The sequence below is a fragment of the Streptomyces sp. NBC_00659 genome, assembly GCF_036226925.1.
In the GTDB taxonomy this organism is placed as follows: Bacteria; Actinomycetota; Actinomycetes; order Streptomycetales; family Streptomycetaceae; genus Streptomyces.
Genome location: NZ_CP109031.1, coordinates 1178730 through 1194475 on the forward strand (window position 1 = coordinate 1178730; position 15746 = coordinate 1194475).

A 15746-nucleotide genomic window follows, 5' to 3' on the forward strand; every position below is an offset into this window, starting at 1 on the left:
ACGGGTTCTCGACATCGCCGGCCAAGATTTTTCGGCTCTCGTGGAGGAACGGGGGTCAGCGGCCCTTCCGGAGGACGGCCGCCGCACCCGATCGGGCGGTCAGCGCCCCGTGGCCGCCCGCCGCTGCCGCAGTGCGGCCACCCTGCGGTACAGCTCCGCCGCTTCCTGTCCGCGCCCGAGCTGCTCCAGGCAGTGCGCCTCGTCGGTGCGGCTCGCGAGGGTGTCGGGATGGTCGGCCCCGAGCACCCGCTCGCGGGCGGACGCGACACGCCGGTACTCGGTGAGGGCGTCGGCCCAGCGCCCGAGCCAGCCGAGTCCGACGGCGACCTCGCGGCGGCTGACGAGGGTGTCGGGGTGGCCGGCCCCGAGAGCGCGCTCACGGATGGCGCACACGTCACGGGCCTCGGTGAGGGCCTCCTCCCAGCGGCCCAGCCGGCCGAGGTTCACGCCGAGTCCGTGCCGGGCGCGCAGGGTCTCGGGATGGGAGGCGCCCTGGGCGCGGGTGCGGTCGGCGACGAGTGAGCGGTACAGCTCCAGCGCCTGCGCGCTGCGGCCGAGTCTGCCCAGGCTGATGCCCACCTCGTAGCGGGCGGCGAGGGTGTCCTCGTGGTCGGGGCCGAGCGCCCCCGCACGAGCCGCCGCCACCTCCTGATAGGTGTGCAGCGCCTCGGGCCAGCGCCCCAACTGGCCGAGTGCGTAGGCGACTTCGTAGCGGGTGACGAGCGTGTCCGGGTGGGCCGGGCCGAGCACCCGGGCCCGGGCCGCGGCGACCTCGGCCGCCATCCGGTACGAGTCCTCCAGGCGTCCGAGCCTGCTGAGGTTGAAGGCCAGGTTGTGGCGGCAGCGCAGGGTGTCGGGATGATCGGGGCCCATCGCGCGCTCGCGGGCGGCGAGGACCGACGTGTAGGCCTGGTGCGCCTCGACGTGGCGTCCCAACTGGCCCAGCACATAGGCCATTTCCTGTCTCGCGGCCAAGGTGTCGGGGTGGTCGACGCCGAACACCCGCTCTCTGGCCTGGGCGACATGCGCGTACTCGCCGAGCGCTTCGCCGGGGTGCCCGGTGCGGCTGAGGGTGAAGCCGACCTCGTACCGGCTGGCGAGCGTGTCCGGGTGGTCGGGCCCGAGCAGTCGCTCCCGTTCGGCGGCGACCGAGCGGTGCACCTCGCCCGCCTCGGTCCACCGGCCGAGCCGTCCGAGGCTCAGTCCGGTGTTGTGCCGCCCGGCCAGCGCGGTGACCGGCTCCGCCGCGGGAGCGGGTCGTTCGCCGCGACCGGGGAGGGGCGGGACGACGGTGGAGGGGCGGGCGGTCCACTCGCCGGTGAGTCCGGCGGAGGCGTCGGGCGGGGTGCCGCGCCATCCCGCGCCGGTGGCCTTGTGGCCGGTGGTCATGCCCTGGGTCCAGGACGGCAGCCGGGGTGCGCGGGAGGGCCCTCCATCGGGCGGGGACGGGAACCGCGGTGCCGTGGCGTGCCGTTCGGGGGCAGGGTGCGGCGGGGCCGGGGCGACCATGGTCGGCACGTACATCGGCGTGGTGCGCCCGGCGGTGATGCGGCGGGCGAGTTCGCGGGCGTCCTGCGGGCGCTGCTCGGGCTGTTTGGCGAGCAGGTCGAGGATGATCCGCTCCAGGTACTCGGGGATGTCGGCCCGGTGGCTGCGGGGCGGCTCGGGCACGGTGTCGCGGTGGCCGACGAGGATGGCCCAGGCGTCGCCGAGGTCGAACGGCGGGGCTCCGGTGGCGATCTCGTAGAGCACGCACCCGAAGGAGTAGAGGTCGCTGCGCTGGTCGACCTCCGAGCCGCTGATCTGTTCCGGCGACATGTAGTGCGGGGTGCCCATCGCGACGCCGGTGCCGGTGAGCCGCGAGGTGAACCCTATGTCGTGGCCGAGCCGGGCGATGCCGAAGTCGCAGATCTTCACGGTGCCGTCCGTCAGCCGCATGATGTTCGCCGGCTTCAGGTCACGGTGCACGATGCTCTGCTGGTGGGTGTAGGCGAGCGCGGCGGTCACCTGGTCGGCGATGTCGACGACTTCGTCGACCGCGAGCGGCTGCCGGTTCTCCTCCAGCAACTGGCCGAGGTTGTGTCCCTCCAGCAGTTCCATCACCAGGTACAGCACCCCGTCGGACTCGCCGAAGTCGTGGACGACGGTCACTCCGCGGTGCTGCAGAGCCGCCGCGACCCTGGCCTCGCGCCGGAAGCGTTCACGCAGGACGCGGGTGAAGGACGGGTCGTGGTGCGGGCCGAGCGGCTTCAGGCACTTGACGGCCACCTGGCGGCCCAGCGACTCGTCCCGCGCCCGCCACACCTCGCCCATGCCGCCGCGCCCGATCGGATCGAGGAGCCGGTACCGGCCCTGGATCAGCCTGCTCTCCGCCATCTCGTGTGATCGCCCCCGTCACTGCTCGGCCCCGAGCCCGCCCCCGGCCTCGTCCAGTATGACGAGCCGTCTGCCCACTTTGTACGGCGCCGGAGGCGAGCCGGGTCCGAGCCGTGACACGGCCGGGAGAATGTCTCCGGGCGGGAGTCGCCGGCGCGGGCGCGCGGGGACACGGCGTGCCGTGGTGCCCATGACACACGGTTCCGAAACGCGGCGGCGTGCGGTGGTGCGGCCCTGCCGCACAGCGCGTGGGCGCACGACGACAGGGCGGCGCGCACGACCCCGGCCGCGCGCTGCCCGGGTGGCGTGCACGCCGGTGGCCGCGGTGGGTGGACCGGCGGGCGCGCGAGGAGGCCGCCGGGGTCCCGGCACGCGGTGCCGGTCGTGCCGACGCCGTCACGGCACCGCCGACGGACGGCCGGATCAGCCGCGCAGGGCCGAGACGAAGATGCCGGGCAGCGCGGATGTCCTGCGCTGCGCGGCGTACGCGGTGAACCGGCGCGTCGCAGGTACGGGAGCAGGCACGTACGCGCGGAGGCATGTACGCGAGGCGGCCGGTCAGCCGCCGGGCGTCACGGCCGGGTGGCCACCGCCCGGCCGATCATGTCCACCATCGAGTCGACGAGCGCCGCGTCGGGCAGTCGCTGTTCCGCGATCATCCGGAAGACCAGTGGGGCCGCCACGAGGGTCGCGGCGTCCCCCGGATCGATGTCGGGCCGTACCTCGCCACGGGCGACACCGCGTTCCAGCAGGTGCCGCGTCTCGCTCATCACCCGGGCCGTGTAGGCGCGGTAGGCGGCGGGCTCGGCATCCGCCTCGGCGGCGGTGCCGATCATCCCGGCGAGCAGGCGGGCGACGCCGGGCTGCCGGTACGCCTCCATGCGCGCCGTCAGGACGGCCCGCAGCTCGGCGCGGAAGTCACCCATGTCCGGCACGCTCAGCGACCCGATCCGCGACTCGGCGGCGGCGATGACGAGGTCCTGCTTGGTGGGCCAGCGCCGGTACATCGCCGGCTTGCTGACCCCGGCGCGGGCCGCGACGGCGTCCATGGTGAGCGCGCCCATGCCGCTCTCCGTGACCAGTGCCACGACGGCGTCCAGCACCGCCGCGGTGACGTGTTCCTGCCGCGGCCGTCCCGGCCCCCTCCGCTCGCGCTCCACCCGCTGTTCCGCCATGCCGCGACCCTAGTCGACGCGCCTCTCCGGGCCGTACCGGCTCTGGCATGAAGTTCTGAATGGTGGTTCACTTCTTTCATGCCCTACCGCAAGACGCCTTCCGAGGTCCGCCGGCTGGAAGCCGCCCGAGAGCACCTCGTCGCCTGCGCGACGGCGGTCGTCGCCGAGGTGGGCTGGGCGCAGGCCTCGGTGACCGCGGTCGCCGGCTCGGCGGGAATCTCGGCCGGCTCGGTGTACCAGCACTTCCCCTCCAAGGCGGCACTCGCCGTGGAGGTGTTCCGGCGCGCCGCCGGACGGGAGGTGGAGGTGCTCGGCGCGGTACTGGACGGCGAGGGCGACCCTGTCGAGCGACTCGCCCGCGGGATCGAGGTGTTCGCGCGCAGGGCCCTGGAGAACCGTGGTCTGGCCTACGCCCTGCTCGCCGCACCTGCCGAGGCCGCGGTGGGCGCCGAACGCCTTGAATTCCGGCGCCGCTACCGCGCGTTGTTCGCCACGGTGGTGCACCAGGGCATGGCGGCGGGTCTGCTCCCCGCCCAGAACGGCGCGATCACCGCCGCGGCGCTCACCGGCGCGATCGGTGAGGTTCTCGTGGACCCGCTCGGCGCCCCGTCCGAGCACACCGCCGACGAGCTCCTCGCGGAGCTCACCGCCATGGCCCTGCGGTGCGCGGGCGCCCCCGCCGCCGCCCGGAGCCTGTCCGGCGAACCTTAGGGCCGGGCGCCCCGCCGACCGGAGGGCAGTGCCGCGACCGGCACGGTCCGTCAAGCGAGGGCGGAGCCGGGACCGGCGGGTCCGTCAGCCGAAGGCGGAGCCGGGACCGGCGCGGTCCGTCAGCCGAGGGCGGAGCCGGGACCGGGCGCGGTTCCAAAACGGTCCTGCCGGCAGTCCCTCGCACCGCTTCCCCGTCCGTCCCCGCCGACCCGCACACCGGAGGTTCCGTATGTCCGTGACCACCACGGCGCACAGCCGTCCCACCGCCGTGACGCACGAAGTGACCAACCAGCCACCGCCGTTGACAGGTCACGACGCCGCGGCAGACCCCGTGCTGCTCGAAGGCGTGAACCGCGAGGGGGCTTCCTGGCACCTCGAGGACCTCCACCGGTTCGGCCGGTACGTCGGCAGCGCCGAGGCCCAGACCTGGGCCGACCAGGCCAACCGTCACGAGCCGGAACTGCGCACCCACGACCGCTACGGCCACCGCGTGGACGAGGTCGAGTTCCACCCCGCGTACCACTCGCTGATGGACGCCTCCGTGAGCGCGGGCCTCGCCGGCGCCGCCTGGGCCGACAACCGTTCCGGCGCCCATGTCGCCCGGGCAGCGGGCTTCATGCTGGCCACGACGCTGGAGGCCGGCCATCTGTGCCCCGTCTCCATGACGTACGCGGTGGTCCCCGCCCTGCGCCACTCCCCCGAGCTCGCCAAGACCTACGAGCCCCTGCTCACCAGCCGCGTCTACGAACCCGGACTGCGCACCCCGGCCGAGAAGCCCGGCCTGCTCGCCGGGATGGGCATGACCGAGAAGCAGGGCGGCAGCGACGTACGCGCCAACACCACCACCGCGACCGGGCAGAGCGACGGCACCTGGCGGCTGCGCGGGCACAAGTGGTTCACCAGCGCCCCCATGAACGACCTGTTCCTCGTCCTCGCGCAGGCACCCGGCGGGCTCTCCTGCTTCCTGGTCCCGCGGGTGCTGCCCGACGGCAGCCGCAACACCTTCCGCGTCCAGCGGCTCAAGGACAAGCTCGGCAACCGCTCCAACGCCAGCAGCGAGCCCGAGTTCGACGACACCGTGGCCTGGCTCGTCGGCGCCGAGGGCAAGGGCGTGCGCACCATCATCGAGATGGTGACCATGACCCGCCTGGACTGTGTGCTCGGCTCCGCCGCCGGTACCCGCGCGGCCCTCGCCCAGGCCGCCCATCACGCCCGTCACCGCTCCGTGTTCGGCGCCAAGCTGATCGACCAGCCGCTCATGCGCAACGTCCTCGCCGATCTGGCACTGGAGTCGGAGGCCGCGACCACCCTCGCCCTGCGGCTGGCCGGCGCCGCGGACCGGGCCCAGCGCGGCGACGGCCGGGAGCGCGCCTTCCTGCGCCTGGCCACGGCCGTCGGAAAGTACTGGGTGTGCAAGCGCCAGCCCGCCGCCGTCGCCGAGGCCCTCGAATGCCTCGGCGGCAACGGCTACGACGAGGCGTCCGGCATGCCCCGGCTGTACCGCGAGGCCCCGCTCAACAGCATCTGGGAGGGCTCCGGCAACGTCAGCGCCCTCGACATGCTGCGCGCCCTCACGCGGGAGCCCGACTCGCTGGAGGCGTTCCGCGCGGAGATCGAGGCGGCGACCGGCGCCGACGCACGATTCGACGCCGCCTGGCGGGAGCTGCGGGGCGAGCTCGTCCTCACGGAGGACGCGCCCCTGCGCGCGCGCCGGGTCGCCGAACGGGCCGCCCTCGTCCTCCAGGCATCCCTGCTCGTCCGCCACGCACCGCCCGCGGTGGCCGACGCCTTCTGCGCGTCACGGCTGGCCGGAGACCGGGGGCTGGCGTTCGGAACGCTGCCGCCGGGGGCGGATTTCGCGGGGGTGCTGAACCGGCTTCCGGCCTGACGGCCGCCGGGGCCGGACGACGAACCCGAAATCCTCGAACTACTCACCGATGTCCTGGCCCTGGGCGACGAGGTGACCTGGGGCATCGACCTGGCCGACGGCGGCGCCGCCCTGGCCATCACGATCCTGTCCGACCACGACCAGCCGGTGCACTACATCTCCGGCCGGGCCATCCACCGCGCCTCCGAGAGCTACCGCGGCGAAGGCAAGACCGACGCCAAAGACGCCGCCGTCATCGCCGACCAGACCCGCATCCGCCGCGACCTGCACCTCTTACGCATCGGCGACGAGACCGCATGCCGGGCCTGGGCGTGATCCTCGGCGCCGAGTTCCTGGCCGCGACCGGCGGAGACATGAGTCTCTTCGGCACTCCTGACCGCCTGGCCGGCTTCGGCGGCGTTGCTCCCGCGCCCCGCGACTCCGGCAAGATCAGCGGTAGCCTCCGCCGCCCGCGCCGCTACAACCGCCGACTCCAACGAGTCTTCTGCATCTCGGCGTTGTTCAGCATCCGCCACCGCGAGGAGTCCCGCCGGTTCTACGACCGCAAACGCTCCGATGGCAAGCGTCACATCCAGGCCGTCCTCGCCCTGGCCCGCCGCCGCGTCAACGTCCTTGGGGCACTTCTACGCGACGGACGGACCTACGAGGCCGCGCCTCCCACCGCTTACGCGGCTTGACAACCAGCATTAGGAATCACTGGGTGCCGCTGCGCCTTGGCCTCTTCGAGAACGTTCCAGATCAGGTCTTCCTCGGCCAGCCGCGCCGGCCGTATTCATCGAGGTGGCCGAGCACTCTCAGGGTGCCGATCACCAGGTGCTTGTGCGGCAGTCCGCCTATGCCCACGGCGCCAAGGCCGGCACGGGTGAGGACCCGCAGGTCGTACTCGTGCGTGAGCAGATTGCCGTCCGCCCTGATCTGACGTTGCAGGACCCTTGTGGCGAACTCCAGTTCCCTGCCACCTCGCCGCCAGGTGCAAAACAAGAGTGTCCCGGGCTTGAGATGGGCCGGCCAGGAGATACCGGCGATCCGGCGGTCTATGCCTGCCCCGACCGGTCCATCACCGTCACCCTGGCCCGCTGAAACAGTCGTACGGCCGTCACCACGGCAGAAGTGGGTGACGGGCCGGACGCGAAGAGTCGGGGAAGTTACAGCCATATGCGAACTCGGTAGTCACGGAGGGCGATGGAGTGTATTGGGAACGTATATTTTCGGACGACACGCCGAAGGGATCACCCATTTGATTCTAAGGCAAATTTGCCAGTATGCCTACTTTTCCATAGACAACTTGCATCCTCACCTTTGGCTCCATGATTCCTCTTGGCGAGATACATGGCGCACCTCATACATCTAACTGGCCGAGTGAGACCAGGAGGTCACCGCTCGTATACGGAGCCGGAGTAACGTCCCGGCTTGCCAATGATCAAGGCATGCCCAAGATGCATATGCGTAACGGACTCGCGACCTATGTCCGCTACGGCCCGAGCCTGAGGAGACAACGTGACAATGCGCCCTCGACGCAGCAGACTGCTGGTCGTTGACGGCCCCGGAGGGCCTTTCCTGGAGTGGTACGTGCCACGCCTGGCCGCGTCCTACGACCTGCACGTCTTATGGATCCCCAGTGGAGACGACGTCCAGGACGATGCCAGGAGGGAGGTGTTCTCCGCCCACTGCACACACTCCACGCTGCCGACGTACGACAACGCACATGCCGGCATCGTGAGTTTTGCCCGGGATTGGCGACCGGACGGCATAGTCGGCTTCAGCGAGTTGGTGGTGACCGCCGTCCACACCGCCGCACTGGAACTGGGACTGCCGTCCAACTCGGAGCAGTCGCTGACCGCCCTGCAGGACAAACATGCCCAGCGGCAGGCCATGGCGAAGGCCGGCGTGCCGGTGCCCCGCTTCGCCCGTGTCAGCTCTGCCTCCGATCTTCATCAGGCGGTCGCCGAAGTGCGCACCCCATCGATCTTGAAGCCTGCCGCGGGTGTCGGCAGCATGGCAACGTATCGAGTGACAGAAGGCACCGATCTCAGCGCACTGTGGGATGCGGCTTCCGCCGACTACCTAGGTGACCCACGCGGAAGCGGATCACCAGACTTCGTTCTGGAAGAGCTGCTGATAGGTGAAGCGTGGCACGACGACGATCGCTACGGACCCTATGCCAGTGTGGAATCTGTCGTGGCTGACGGGATTGTCCACAATCTGTCCGTTACTGATAAATTCACCTTGACGGAGCCGTTCCGGGAGAACGGCGGCATCATGCCGTCAATGCTGCCGGACGATGTGAGTGCGCTCGTCCTGGGAACTGCGTCGCAGGCAATTCGCGCTATGGGCATAACTAATTCTGCCGTGCACACAGAAATCATGTTCACGGCAGATGGTCCGCGTGTCATCGAGGTCAACAGCCGCATCGGCGGCGGCGTCACGGAAATGCTGCACCATTGCTACGGATACGACGTCGTCGATGCGATGGCGGCGGTTGCCACTGGTGCCCCCGTGCCCGAACTGGGTCCGCTGCGGCGTTACTCGGCATTCCACTGCCCTCAAGCGCCGGCTGCGGATGTTGTGCTGGCGTCGGTTCCTTCTCTCGAGGACCTGAGAGCCTGGGAATCTGTTGAGGATGTTCAGATGACATACCGGGTCGGTGACCGTCCTCAGTGGGAACGCGGTACGAAGGGCGGCACCCTCGTGCGTATCGTGGCCAGCGCAAGCACTGCGGAAGAACTGCTGGATCTGGCTGAATACCTGGCTTCAGACAAGGCATTCACTTTCGCGCCCGGTAATACGAACGCGGAGGCGTAACCATGCACCGCGCGGAGTTAACACTTGATCTCGCTGCGGTGGAACACAATGTGGAGACACTGACCAAAGTCCTGGACGGGACAGCTCTCTGGGCCGTAGTCAAAGCCAACGCCTACGGGCACGGTGCTCTTCCTGTAGCAGAGGCCGCCCTGCGAGCCGGAGCAGAAGCCTTGTGCGTAGCGACGATCCAGGAGGGTCTTGCGCTGCGTCAGTGTTTCTCCTCTGCACGCATCATTGTGATGGGTCCGGTCTCTGTTGAGGATGTTTCCGTCGCCAGCCATGCCGGCCTGGAGTGCGTGGCGCACAGTCGGGAATCAATTCCCATGCTGCAAGGCCGTGTCAAAATTCATCTGAAGTTGAACACCGGAATGAACCGGTGGGGAGAAGAAAGACTTCCGCAACCGCTTCCCGCAGGAACGGTCGGGGTGATGAGTCATTTCGCTCACGCATATGCTGATGCGGACTACACAGCCGAGCAGACGGCACGCTTCCTCGACCGGTTTGCCTACCTGCCTGGCGTGACCAAGCACATCGCCAACAGCGCGGCGACTCTTCTCTTTCCCCACACCCGTCTGGACGCGGCTCGCTGCGGCACCGCCCTCCTCGGAATGTCTCCCCTCGAAGGAGTACGGCCCGAGGAATTGGATCTGCGTCCGACGCTGCGCTGGACCAGTTACATCGCGCAGTCCCGTCGGCTGCTGCCAGGCGAGAGCGTCGGATACGGCTGCGGTTTCACCGCAACGCGACGCCTCTACATGGGGGTGATCCCGGTGGGCTACGGAGACGGTTTCAGTAAACGGCTCAGTCGGTCCCACGTACTCGTCGGCGACAAGCCGGCCCCAGTCACCGGGGTGGTTGCGATGGACGCCATCGCCGTCACGCTGGACCGCCATGTACCGGCAGGCACTCCGGTCACTCTCATCGGAGACGGTCTTTCCTTCGAAGATCATGCCCGAGCGGCTGGAGTGACCAATCTGGAACTGGCCACCGGCATCTCGGCAGACCCCAGAAGGGTGAGACGCCGGACGATCCATCAAGCAGGCAGAACCCTTACAAGCGCTCAAGCCCTCTCATGAACAAAATAGGAGCATTCATGCGTATCGCTGTCCTGGTCGGCGGACCGAGTCCTGAACGAGACGGTTCCTACCTCTCAGGAGAAGCCGCCCAAAAGGCACTGATAGTCCTCGGGCATACCGCAGATCTGATCGACATGTCCGACGACGGTTTCTGGAAGACACTCAACGAGTACGACGCGGCCTTCATCGCCGGCCACGGATGGTTCGCCGAGGACGGCAAGCTGCAGGGACTGCTGGAGCTGCAGGGCGTTCCCTATACCGGACCCGGCGTACTCTCCAGTGCCATCGGCATGCACAAGCCGACGTTCAAGAAGTTAATGAAGGCCGAAGGCATACCCACGGCACCCTGGGCCGTTCTGCGCTCGGACGCGAGCGGCCACGAGATCAACGATGTGATCGAGCGCCTTGGCGCTGCGCTGTTCGGCAAACCCGCGTCAAGCGGCGAGAGCCTGGCCGCAGGTATCGTCCGCAGTGCCGATGACCTGCGCGCGCTCATCCAGGCGGAAGGGGAGTTCACGCCTGATGAGTATCTCGTGGAGCCGCTGCTCGAAGGAAACACGCTGACTGTGGGCGTTTTGGAGGTCGACGGGGAACTTCAGACACTTCCGGTTCTTGAGGCCATCCCCCACAAGGAGTTCTACGACAGCCAGGCCAAGTCCGACCCGCAGATGCGCACCTACCGCTGCCCGGCTCTCCTCCCGCAGGAAGTCACCTCCGCCCTCCACGAGCTGGCCCGCCGGGTCTTCACCGCATGCGCTTGCCGGGGCGTCGCCCGGGTGGACTTCATGATGGGCTTCGACGGACCCGTTGTGCTGGAGATCAACACCGTTCCCGGCCTGACGCACCAGGGCAACCTCGCCGCCATGTGCGAAGCCCATGGGCTCTCCTACGAAAGAATGATCGAGATCATTCTGGACAGTGCAGCGGGACGTCCCGCCTACTGCCCCTGACGGGCCCGCTGCCGCAAGCCTCACAATCGGAAGAAATACGATGCCGGAGTCAGCCGCACGACGAGTCCCTTTCCACTCCCAGTGGATGTCGAAGGAACTGGTCCACGCCATTATCACTGGCACCCTCAGCGCGCGAGAAGATCCACGATGGCAGGAATCAGGCGCAGAGTCCCTCGACGAATACGACTTCTGGAGCTGGCGCTGTTGTGGCATGGCATGCCTCAACATGGCTCTGGACCACTGGATGGGCCTGACCCAACCGACCGTGACACTCGCCAAAGAGTGCATGGCATCCGGGGGATATATTCACAAGGACGGCAGGCTCATCGGGCTGATATACCGGCCCTTCGCGAACTGGGTCGAAGAACGATATGCGCTGCCCGCAGCCGTCCATACGGAACTGACCGTCGGACAGATCCAGCACGCCGTGGCCGAAGGAAAGCTGGTTATGGCATCGGTCCATCCGGACATCCGCTGGCCTGACCGGTCGGCACCCGGTCAGGGCGGACACCTCGTTCTCGTCGCGAAGGCCGACGACAACCACCTATACCTCAACAATCCGTCCGGCATCGCTGGTGTTTCACAAGAATACGCACCCGTGACCACTCACGACTTCACGCGCTTTTTCGCGGGGAGAGGAGTCATCCTCTCCCCGCCCAGGGGGAGTTAACACAGCCATGACGGCACAACCCAATGACGCGGCGATCAAACCTGAGCGCCGCACAAGATCATTCCTGAAAGACCGACTCCGTTCATGGAACGGAGGACTCGATCGTACTTTCTGGACAGTCTGGGCTGGCACGCTGACCAACCAGCTAGGGTCCATGGTGATCCCGTACCTGGGAACCTACATGGCCCAGGAACGGCATATCTCGCTCCACATGGTCGGAGTCGTCCTTTCCGTATCCGGCTTCGGCAGCATCCTTTCCCAGTTCTGCGCCGGCTGGTGCGTGGACCGCTTCGGATACCGCATCACCATGACAGCGGGGATGGCCGGAACAGGGATGTTCTTGTTCCTTCTCGGCGTGGCCGATAACATGACCATGATCGTCATATGCACCCTGCTGGTGGGGCTCACAGGCGATATGCACCGGCCCGCGTCCGCAGCGCTGGTGGCCGACATGTGCTCCCCCGCAGAACGCCCACGCGCCTACGGTTTGCTGTACTGGGCTGTGAACCTCGGATACGCGGTGTCCATGGTCACCGGAGGCACACTGGTCCGGTACGGCTTCACCCTTTTATTCTGGTTCAATGCAACTACCTGCCTGACCGCCGCGGCACTCGTGTGGAGAGCAGTAAAGAAAACCTCCCTCCAATCGACCACCGAACCAGATGTATCCAGCCGCTACCTGGACGCTGCACGAGACCGACTCCTGCTTGCCTACCTCGGCTCCTGGTTCGCCTACGGCATCGTCTTCTGTCAGGCCGTCACGACACTGCCGCTTGCAATGAGAATGGACGGCTTGTCGGCATCCACATACGGATATGCCATGGCTATCAACGCCATAATCATCGTCTGCATCCAGCCCCTGGCAAGTCCGATCCTCACACGGCTGGATCCAAGTCATGTCCTCATCGGCGGCGTCCTCATCCTGGGAGCCGGATTCGGCTGCACCACCTTCGTCTCCTCGGCTACCGGATACGGCCTGACGATCGCGCTCTGGACACTCGGAGAAATCGCCGTCAGTTCGGTCAACCAGGCTGTTATCGCATCCTTCGCTCCAGCCAGCCTCCGAGGCCGCTACTACGGCCTCTATGGAGTGGCCTGGTCAACAGCCCTTCTAGTAGCGCCTATCCTCGGCACCACGCTACTCGCCAAGGGCACCTCCTATCTCTGGGCCACCTGCGCGGCCCTCTGCGTGCTGTCGGCCGCAAGCCAAAGAATGCTCATGCCCAGGATCAGGGCCAGGGCCCAAGCCGCATGACATCTGCCATACCCCAACCGACCAACACCACCGCCCCAGCACGGGAGCTGCCCGCCGCCCGCAAACGACTGCAACACCGGGATCGCGAGGAACACTGTCCGCGGAGCGATCGCGGACGACGCGCCGCCGAAGTATCAGCACCAGCGGTCCGTGAAACGCGAGGTCATCGCCCCCTGGGGACGCTGGACTTCGTCGTCGGAAAGGAGAATGTGCTCTTCCGAAGCCTTCCCGGATGTGACGAGAGCCATTCGGTTCAACTCGGCTGCGTCGACGAGTGATTGTGTCCCTCACCGGTTCGGGAATGCGCTGGGAACCCCCGTCGGGAATGCGCCATGGAGGGGCATGCTTCCACGTGTCGTTCGGCGGCATCAGCCGCTTCTCGCCGTGGAAGCCCCTCTCGTCCGCCGGACGTGCCGGACACGTAGCCTTCACAATCGATCTGTGAAAACGTACCCCCCTTCCAGCCGCCCTCGTCTCCGGTGGTGAACTTCTTCATCGGCGAGTGCAGTCCAGCGGGTCCTGCTTCGGGTGGTAGTGCGGGTCGCCGTTGTCCAGCCACGGGTAGCCGATCACCCGGGTCCTGGGGTGGCCGAAGCCGGTGTCATAGCCGATGAGAATCGCGCCGACGACGTCTTGGAGCTTCTGGCCGTCCGACCGGGGCTCGGTCTTGAAGATGGCGAAGTCCAGGCCGGTGTTGTCGTGGTCACCGCCGCGGCGCATATAGCGCGGGTCGGCATGGATCTGCCCGACCTTGATGGGGAACAGCCCGTACGGGGCCGGGTGGTCCTTGCTGTGCTTCGGCACGAAGACCTGCTTCATGTGCTGGTCCTGAATTGTCGAAGCAGTGCGCCGCGGTCAGGACCAGGTCCTTGCCGGGCGACGGCACCACGGTGCCCGCGCAGTAGCGGTGGTACAGCTCGCCGTCCCGGCGCTCGTCCCAGTAGAACGTACCGACTTCCTTGATGCCCTCGAATGTGTGCGACGGCGACCGCAGCAGCTTCTTGCGCCGCGCGGCGGACAGGCCGGCGTCGCGGACCTGGTCCTCGTATACGGGCAGAGCCTCGGCCATGCGCTCGGGCGTCCAGTACTTCTCCAGCGGTGAGTCCGGACAAGGTGATTGCGGCGGTCACCGCGGTCACGGTGACAAGGCCGCGTCTCAGCCTCATTTCCCCTCCATATGGGCATTCCGGACCGTGGTCAGCGATCCCGATCTTGTGCGAGCCGCCGACCCTAGCCAATAAAAAACTCCTCTTGTCGAATCTTTGTACGAAATAACGCCATCCTGCACAGCCGAGCAACCGGTGATCCAGAAAAGACATCTGGCCCGGTATGGCGACAACACCTCACCCCTCCACCGGCTCGATCGGGCGGGCTCGCGCGCTCGGTCTCGTCGTGGGAGCGTGCCTGGCCGCGACCGCGTGCGGTTTCACGGGCGACTCCGCCCGACCGTCGGCGGCGCCGTCCGGCGGACCCGGCCGGCCGTCCGCGTCCGCGCCCGGACACCGGCAGGCGTACGACGCCGGATTCGCCGTGGGCAAGCGGCTGTTCGAGGACGGCGGCAAGGGCTCCGCGGTGCGGGAGGTGAACGGTGGGCGCGTCCGCCGCTCCCTCACCGCGAAGCCCACGACGGTGGTGGACCTCGACCGAGGAGCATGGGTCGTGGGCTGCAAGCAGGGCAGCGGAAACAGCGCCCCCACCCGCCGAGCGGCCCCGTCACCCGGCGTGAGCCGGACGCGGACCTGCTCCACCGCTTCGGGAGCTGGGCGCGGAACAACGAGGCCGAGGACTCCGCCCGCCACCTCACCGGGGTCACGCTGGTCCACCTCGACGCCGGCGAATACGACGTCGAGCTCACCACCACGTACACCGCTGGAGCCGAGGGGCCCGGCGTACGCGGCCTGGCCCGCGACTTCGCGCGCTGGTGGGACGGCGACGACGGTGACGGAACGGCCTGGAATCTCGTCGTCGCCGACACCGACGGGCAGCGCCTCGCCGCCCGCGACCTCCACTCCCAGGGGGAATCATCGTGACCGATGCGGCTGCGTAGTGCGGCAGGCGCCCGTACGGGTCTCCCCCCTGCCCTCGCGACATCGGGCGGAAGCGGCCAGGCTGGTCATGAGCCCACTCGGCGACTCCATGCCGAGGTGAAGGAGCTGATCACCATGACGAACCTGGCGGGATTCCCCGAGCGCCCGGTCCGGGTGAACGCGCGTATCGACTCGCCACTGTCCCGATGGCTGTGGCTCGTGAAGTGGATCCTCGCCATTCCGCACTACGTGGTGCTGTTCTTCCTCTGGATCGCCTTCACCGTCGTGACCGTGATCGCGTTTTTCGCCATCCTGTTCACCGAGCGCTACCCCCGGGGCTTGTTCGACTTCAACCTGGGTGTGCTGCGCTGGAGTTGGCGGGTCTCGTACTACTCGTACGACGCCCTGGGCACCGACCGGTACCCGCCGTTCAGCCTGGGCGAGGAGCCGGATTACCCGGCACGGCTGGACATCGCCTACCCCGAGCGGCTCTCCCGCGGCCTGGTACTGGTCAAGTGGTGGCTCCTGGCCATCCCGCAGTACCTGGTCACCGGCTTCTTCCTCGGCGGCGCCCAGTTCGGATGGTGGTCCGGCGGGCTGATCGGCGTGCTGACGGTCATCGCGGCCGTGATCCTGGCCTTCACCGAGAAGTATCCGAAGGACCTGTTCGACCTGATCATCGGCCTCAACCGGTGGGTCCTGCGCGTCACCGCCTACGTCGTTCTGATGACGGACGCCTACCCACCGTTCCGCCTGGACCAGGGCGGCTCCGAGAGCACTGCTCCGCAGCAGCGGCTGTGATCACCGCGCTGGTGG

The 15746-nt window shown here is 68.0% G+C and carries 13 protein-coding genes and 1 pseudogene; 10 read left to right on the plus strand and 4 right to left on the minus strand.

Going from position 1 to position 15746, the window contains the following annotated elements:
• Nucleotides 1-99: 99 nt before the first annotated feature.
• Nucleotides 100-2376, minus strand: coding sequence for a serine/threonine-protein kinase (locus tag OG410_RS04960; protein ID WP_329297992.1), 2277 nt, complete (start codon nt 2374-2376; stop codon nt 100-102).
• 572 nt (nt 2377-2948) lie between these two features.
• Entirely contained in the window at nt 2949-3551 is a 603-nt protein-coding gene (locus OG410_RS04965) for a TetR/AcrR family transcriptional regulator (protein ID WP_329297993.1), read from the minus strand.
• Nucleotides 3552-3629: 78 nt separating this feature from the next.
• Here OG410_RS04965 and OG410_RS04970 point away from each other — a divergent pair, with 78 nt between their 5' ends.
• The 3 genes and pseudogenes from OG410_RS04970 to OG410_RS04980 all read left to right on the plus strand — a co-directional run.
• A complete protein-coding gene (locus tag OG410_RS04970; RefSeq protein ID WP_329297994.1) occupies nt 3630-4262 on the plus strand; it encodes a TetR/AcrR family transcriptional regulator in 633 nt (210 codons plus the stop codon).
• Nucleotides 4263-4491: 229 nt separating this feature from the next.
• A complete protein-coding gene (locus OG410_RS04975; RefSeq protein WP_329297995.1) occupies nt 4492-6150 on the plus strand; it encodes an isovaleryl-CoA dehydrogenase in 1659 nt (552 codons plus the stop codon).
• A 15-nt stretch (nt 6151-6165) separates the two neighbouring features.
• Nucleotides 6166-6827 (plus strand): annotated as a pseudogene (locus tag OG410_RS04980) (IS110 family transposase); the annotation flags it as partial.
• A gap of 61 nt (nt 6828-6888) precedes the next feature.
• Here the strand turns inward: OG410_RS04980 and OG410_RS04985 are convergent.
• Nucleotides 6889-7131 carry a hypothetical protein gene (locus OG410_RS04985; RefSeq protein ID WP_329297996.1) on the minus strand — a complete coding sequence of 81 codons (243 nt, stop codon included), beginning with the start codon at nt 7129-7131 and terminating at the stop codon, nt 6889-6891.
• A gap of 588 nt (nt 7132-7719) precedes the next feature.
• Here OG410_RS04985 and OG410_RS04990 point away from each other — a divergent pair.
• From OG410_RS04990 to OG410_RS05010, 5 genes are all read left to right on the plus strand, one after another.
• The gene (locus OG410_RS04990) at nt 7720-8952 is read left to right on the plus strand and encodes an ATP-grasp domain-containing protein (protein WP_329297997.1); all 1233 of its coding nucleotides are present in this window, start codon (nt 7720-7722) and stop codon (nt 8950-8952) included.
• Nucleotides 8953-8954: 2 nt separating this feature from the next.
• Nucleotides 8955-10028 (plus strand): alanine racemase, encoded by a 1074-nt coding sequence (alr, locus tag OG410_RS04995; protein ID WP_329297998.1) that lies wholly within the window; start codon nt 8955-8957, stop codon nt 10026-10028.
• Between the two features lie 17 nt (nt 10029-10045).
• Nucleotides 10046-10978 (plus strand): D-alanine--D-alanine ligase family protein, encoded by a 933-nt coding sequence (locus OG410_RS05000; protein ID WP_329297999.1) that lies wholly within the window; start codon nt 10046-10048, stop codon nt 10976-10978.
• 85 nt (nt 10979-11063) lie between these two features.
• Nucleotides 11064-11648, plus strand: coding sequence for a C39 family peptidase (locus tag OG410_RS05005; RefSeq protein WP_329298000.1), 585 nt, complete (start codon nt 11064-11066; stop codon nt 11646-11648).
• A gap of 7 nt (nt 11649-11655) precedes the next feature.
• Entirely contained in the window at nt 11656-12903 is a 1248-nt protein-coding gene (locus OG410_RS05010) for an MDR family MFS transporter (RefSeq protein ID WP_329298001.1), read from the plus strand.
• A gap of 492 nt (nt 12904-13395) precedes the next feature.
• Here OG410_RS05010 and OG410_RS05015 read toward each other — a convergent pair whose 3' ends face one another.
• A complete protein-coding gene (locus OG410_RS05015; RefSeq protein ID WP_329298002.1) occupies nt 13396-13722 on the minus strand; it encodes a hypothetical protein in 327 nt (108 codons plus the stop codon).
• A gap of 833 nt (nt 13723-14555) precedes the next feature.
• Between OG410_RS05015 and OG410_RS05020 the strand changes: the two genes are divergently transcribed.
• Together OG410_RS05020 and OG410_RS05025 are read left to right on the plus strand one after the other, a co-directional pair.
• Nucleotides 14556-14933, plus strand: coding sequence for a hypothetical protein (locus OG410_RS05020; RefSeq protein WP_329298003.1), 378 nt, complete (start codon nt 14556-14558; stop codon nt 14931-14933).
• A 132-nt stretch (nt 14934-15065) separates the two neighbouring features.
• Nucleotides 15066-15731, plus strand: a complete 666-nt coding sequence (locus OG410_RS05025) for a DUF4389 domain-containing protein (protein ID WP_329298004.1) — start codon at nt 15066-15068, stop codon at nt 15729-15731.
• Nucleotides 15732-15746 lie beyond the last annotated feature (15 nt).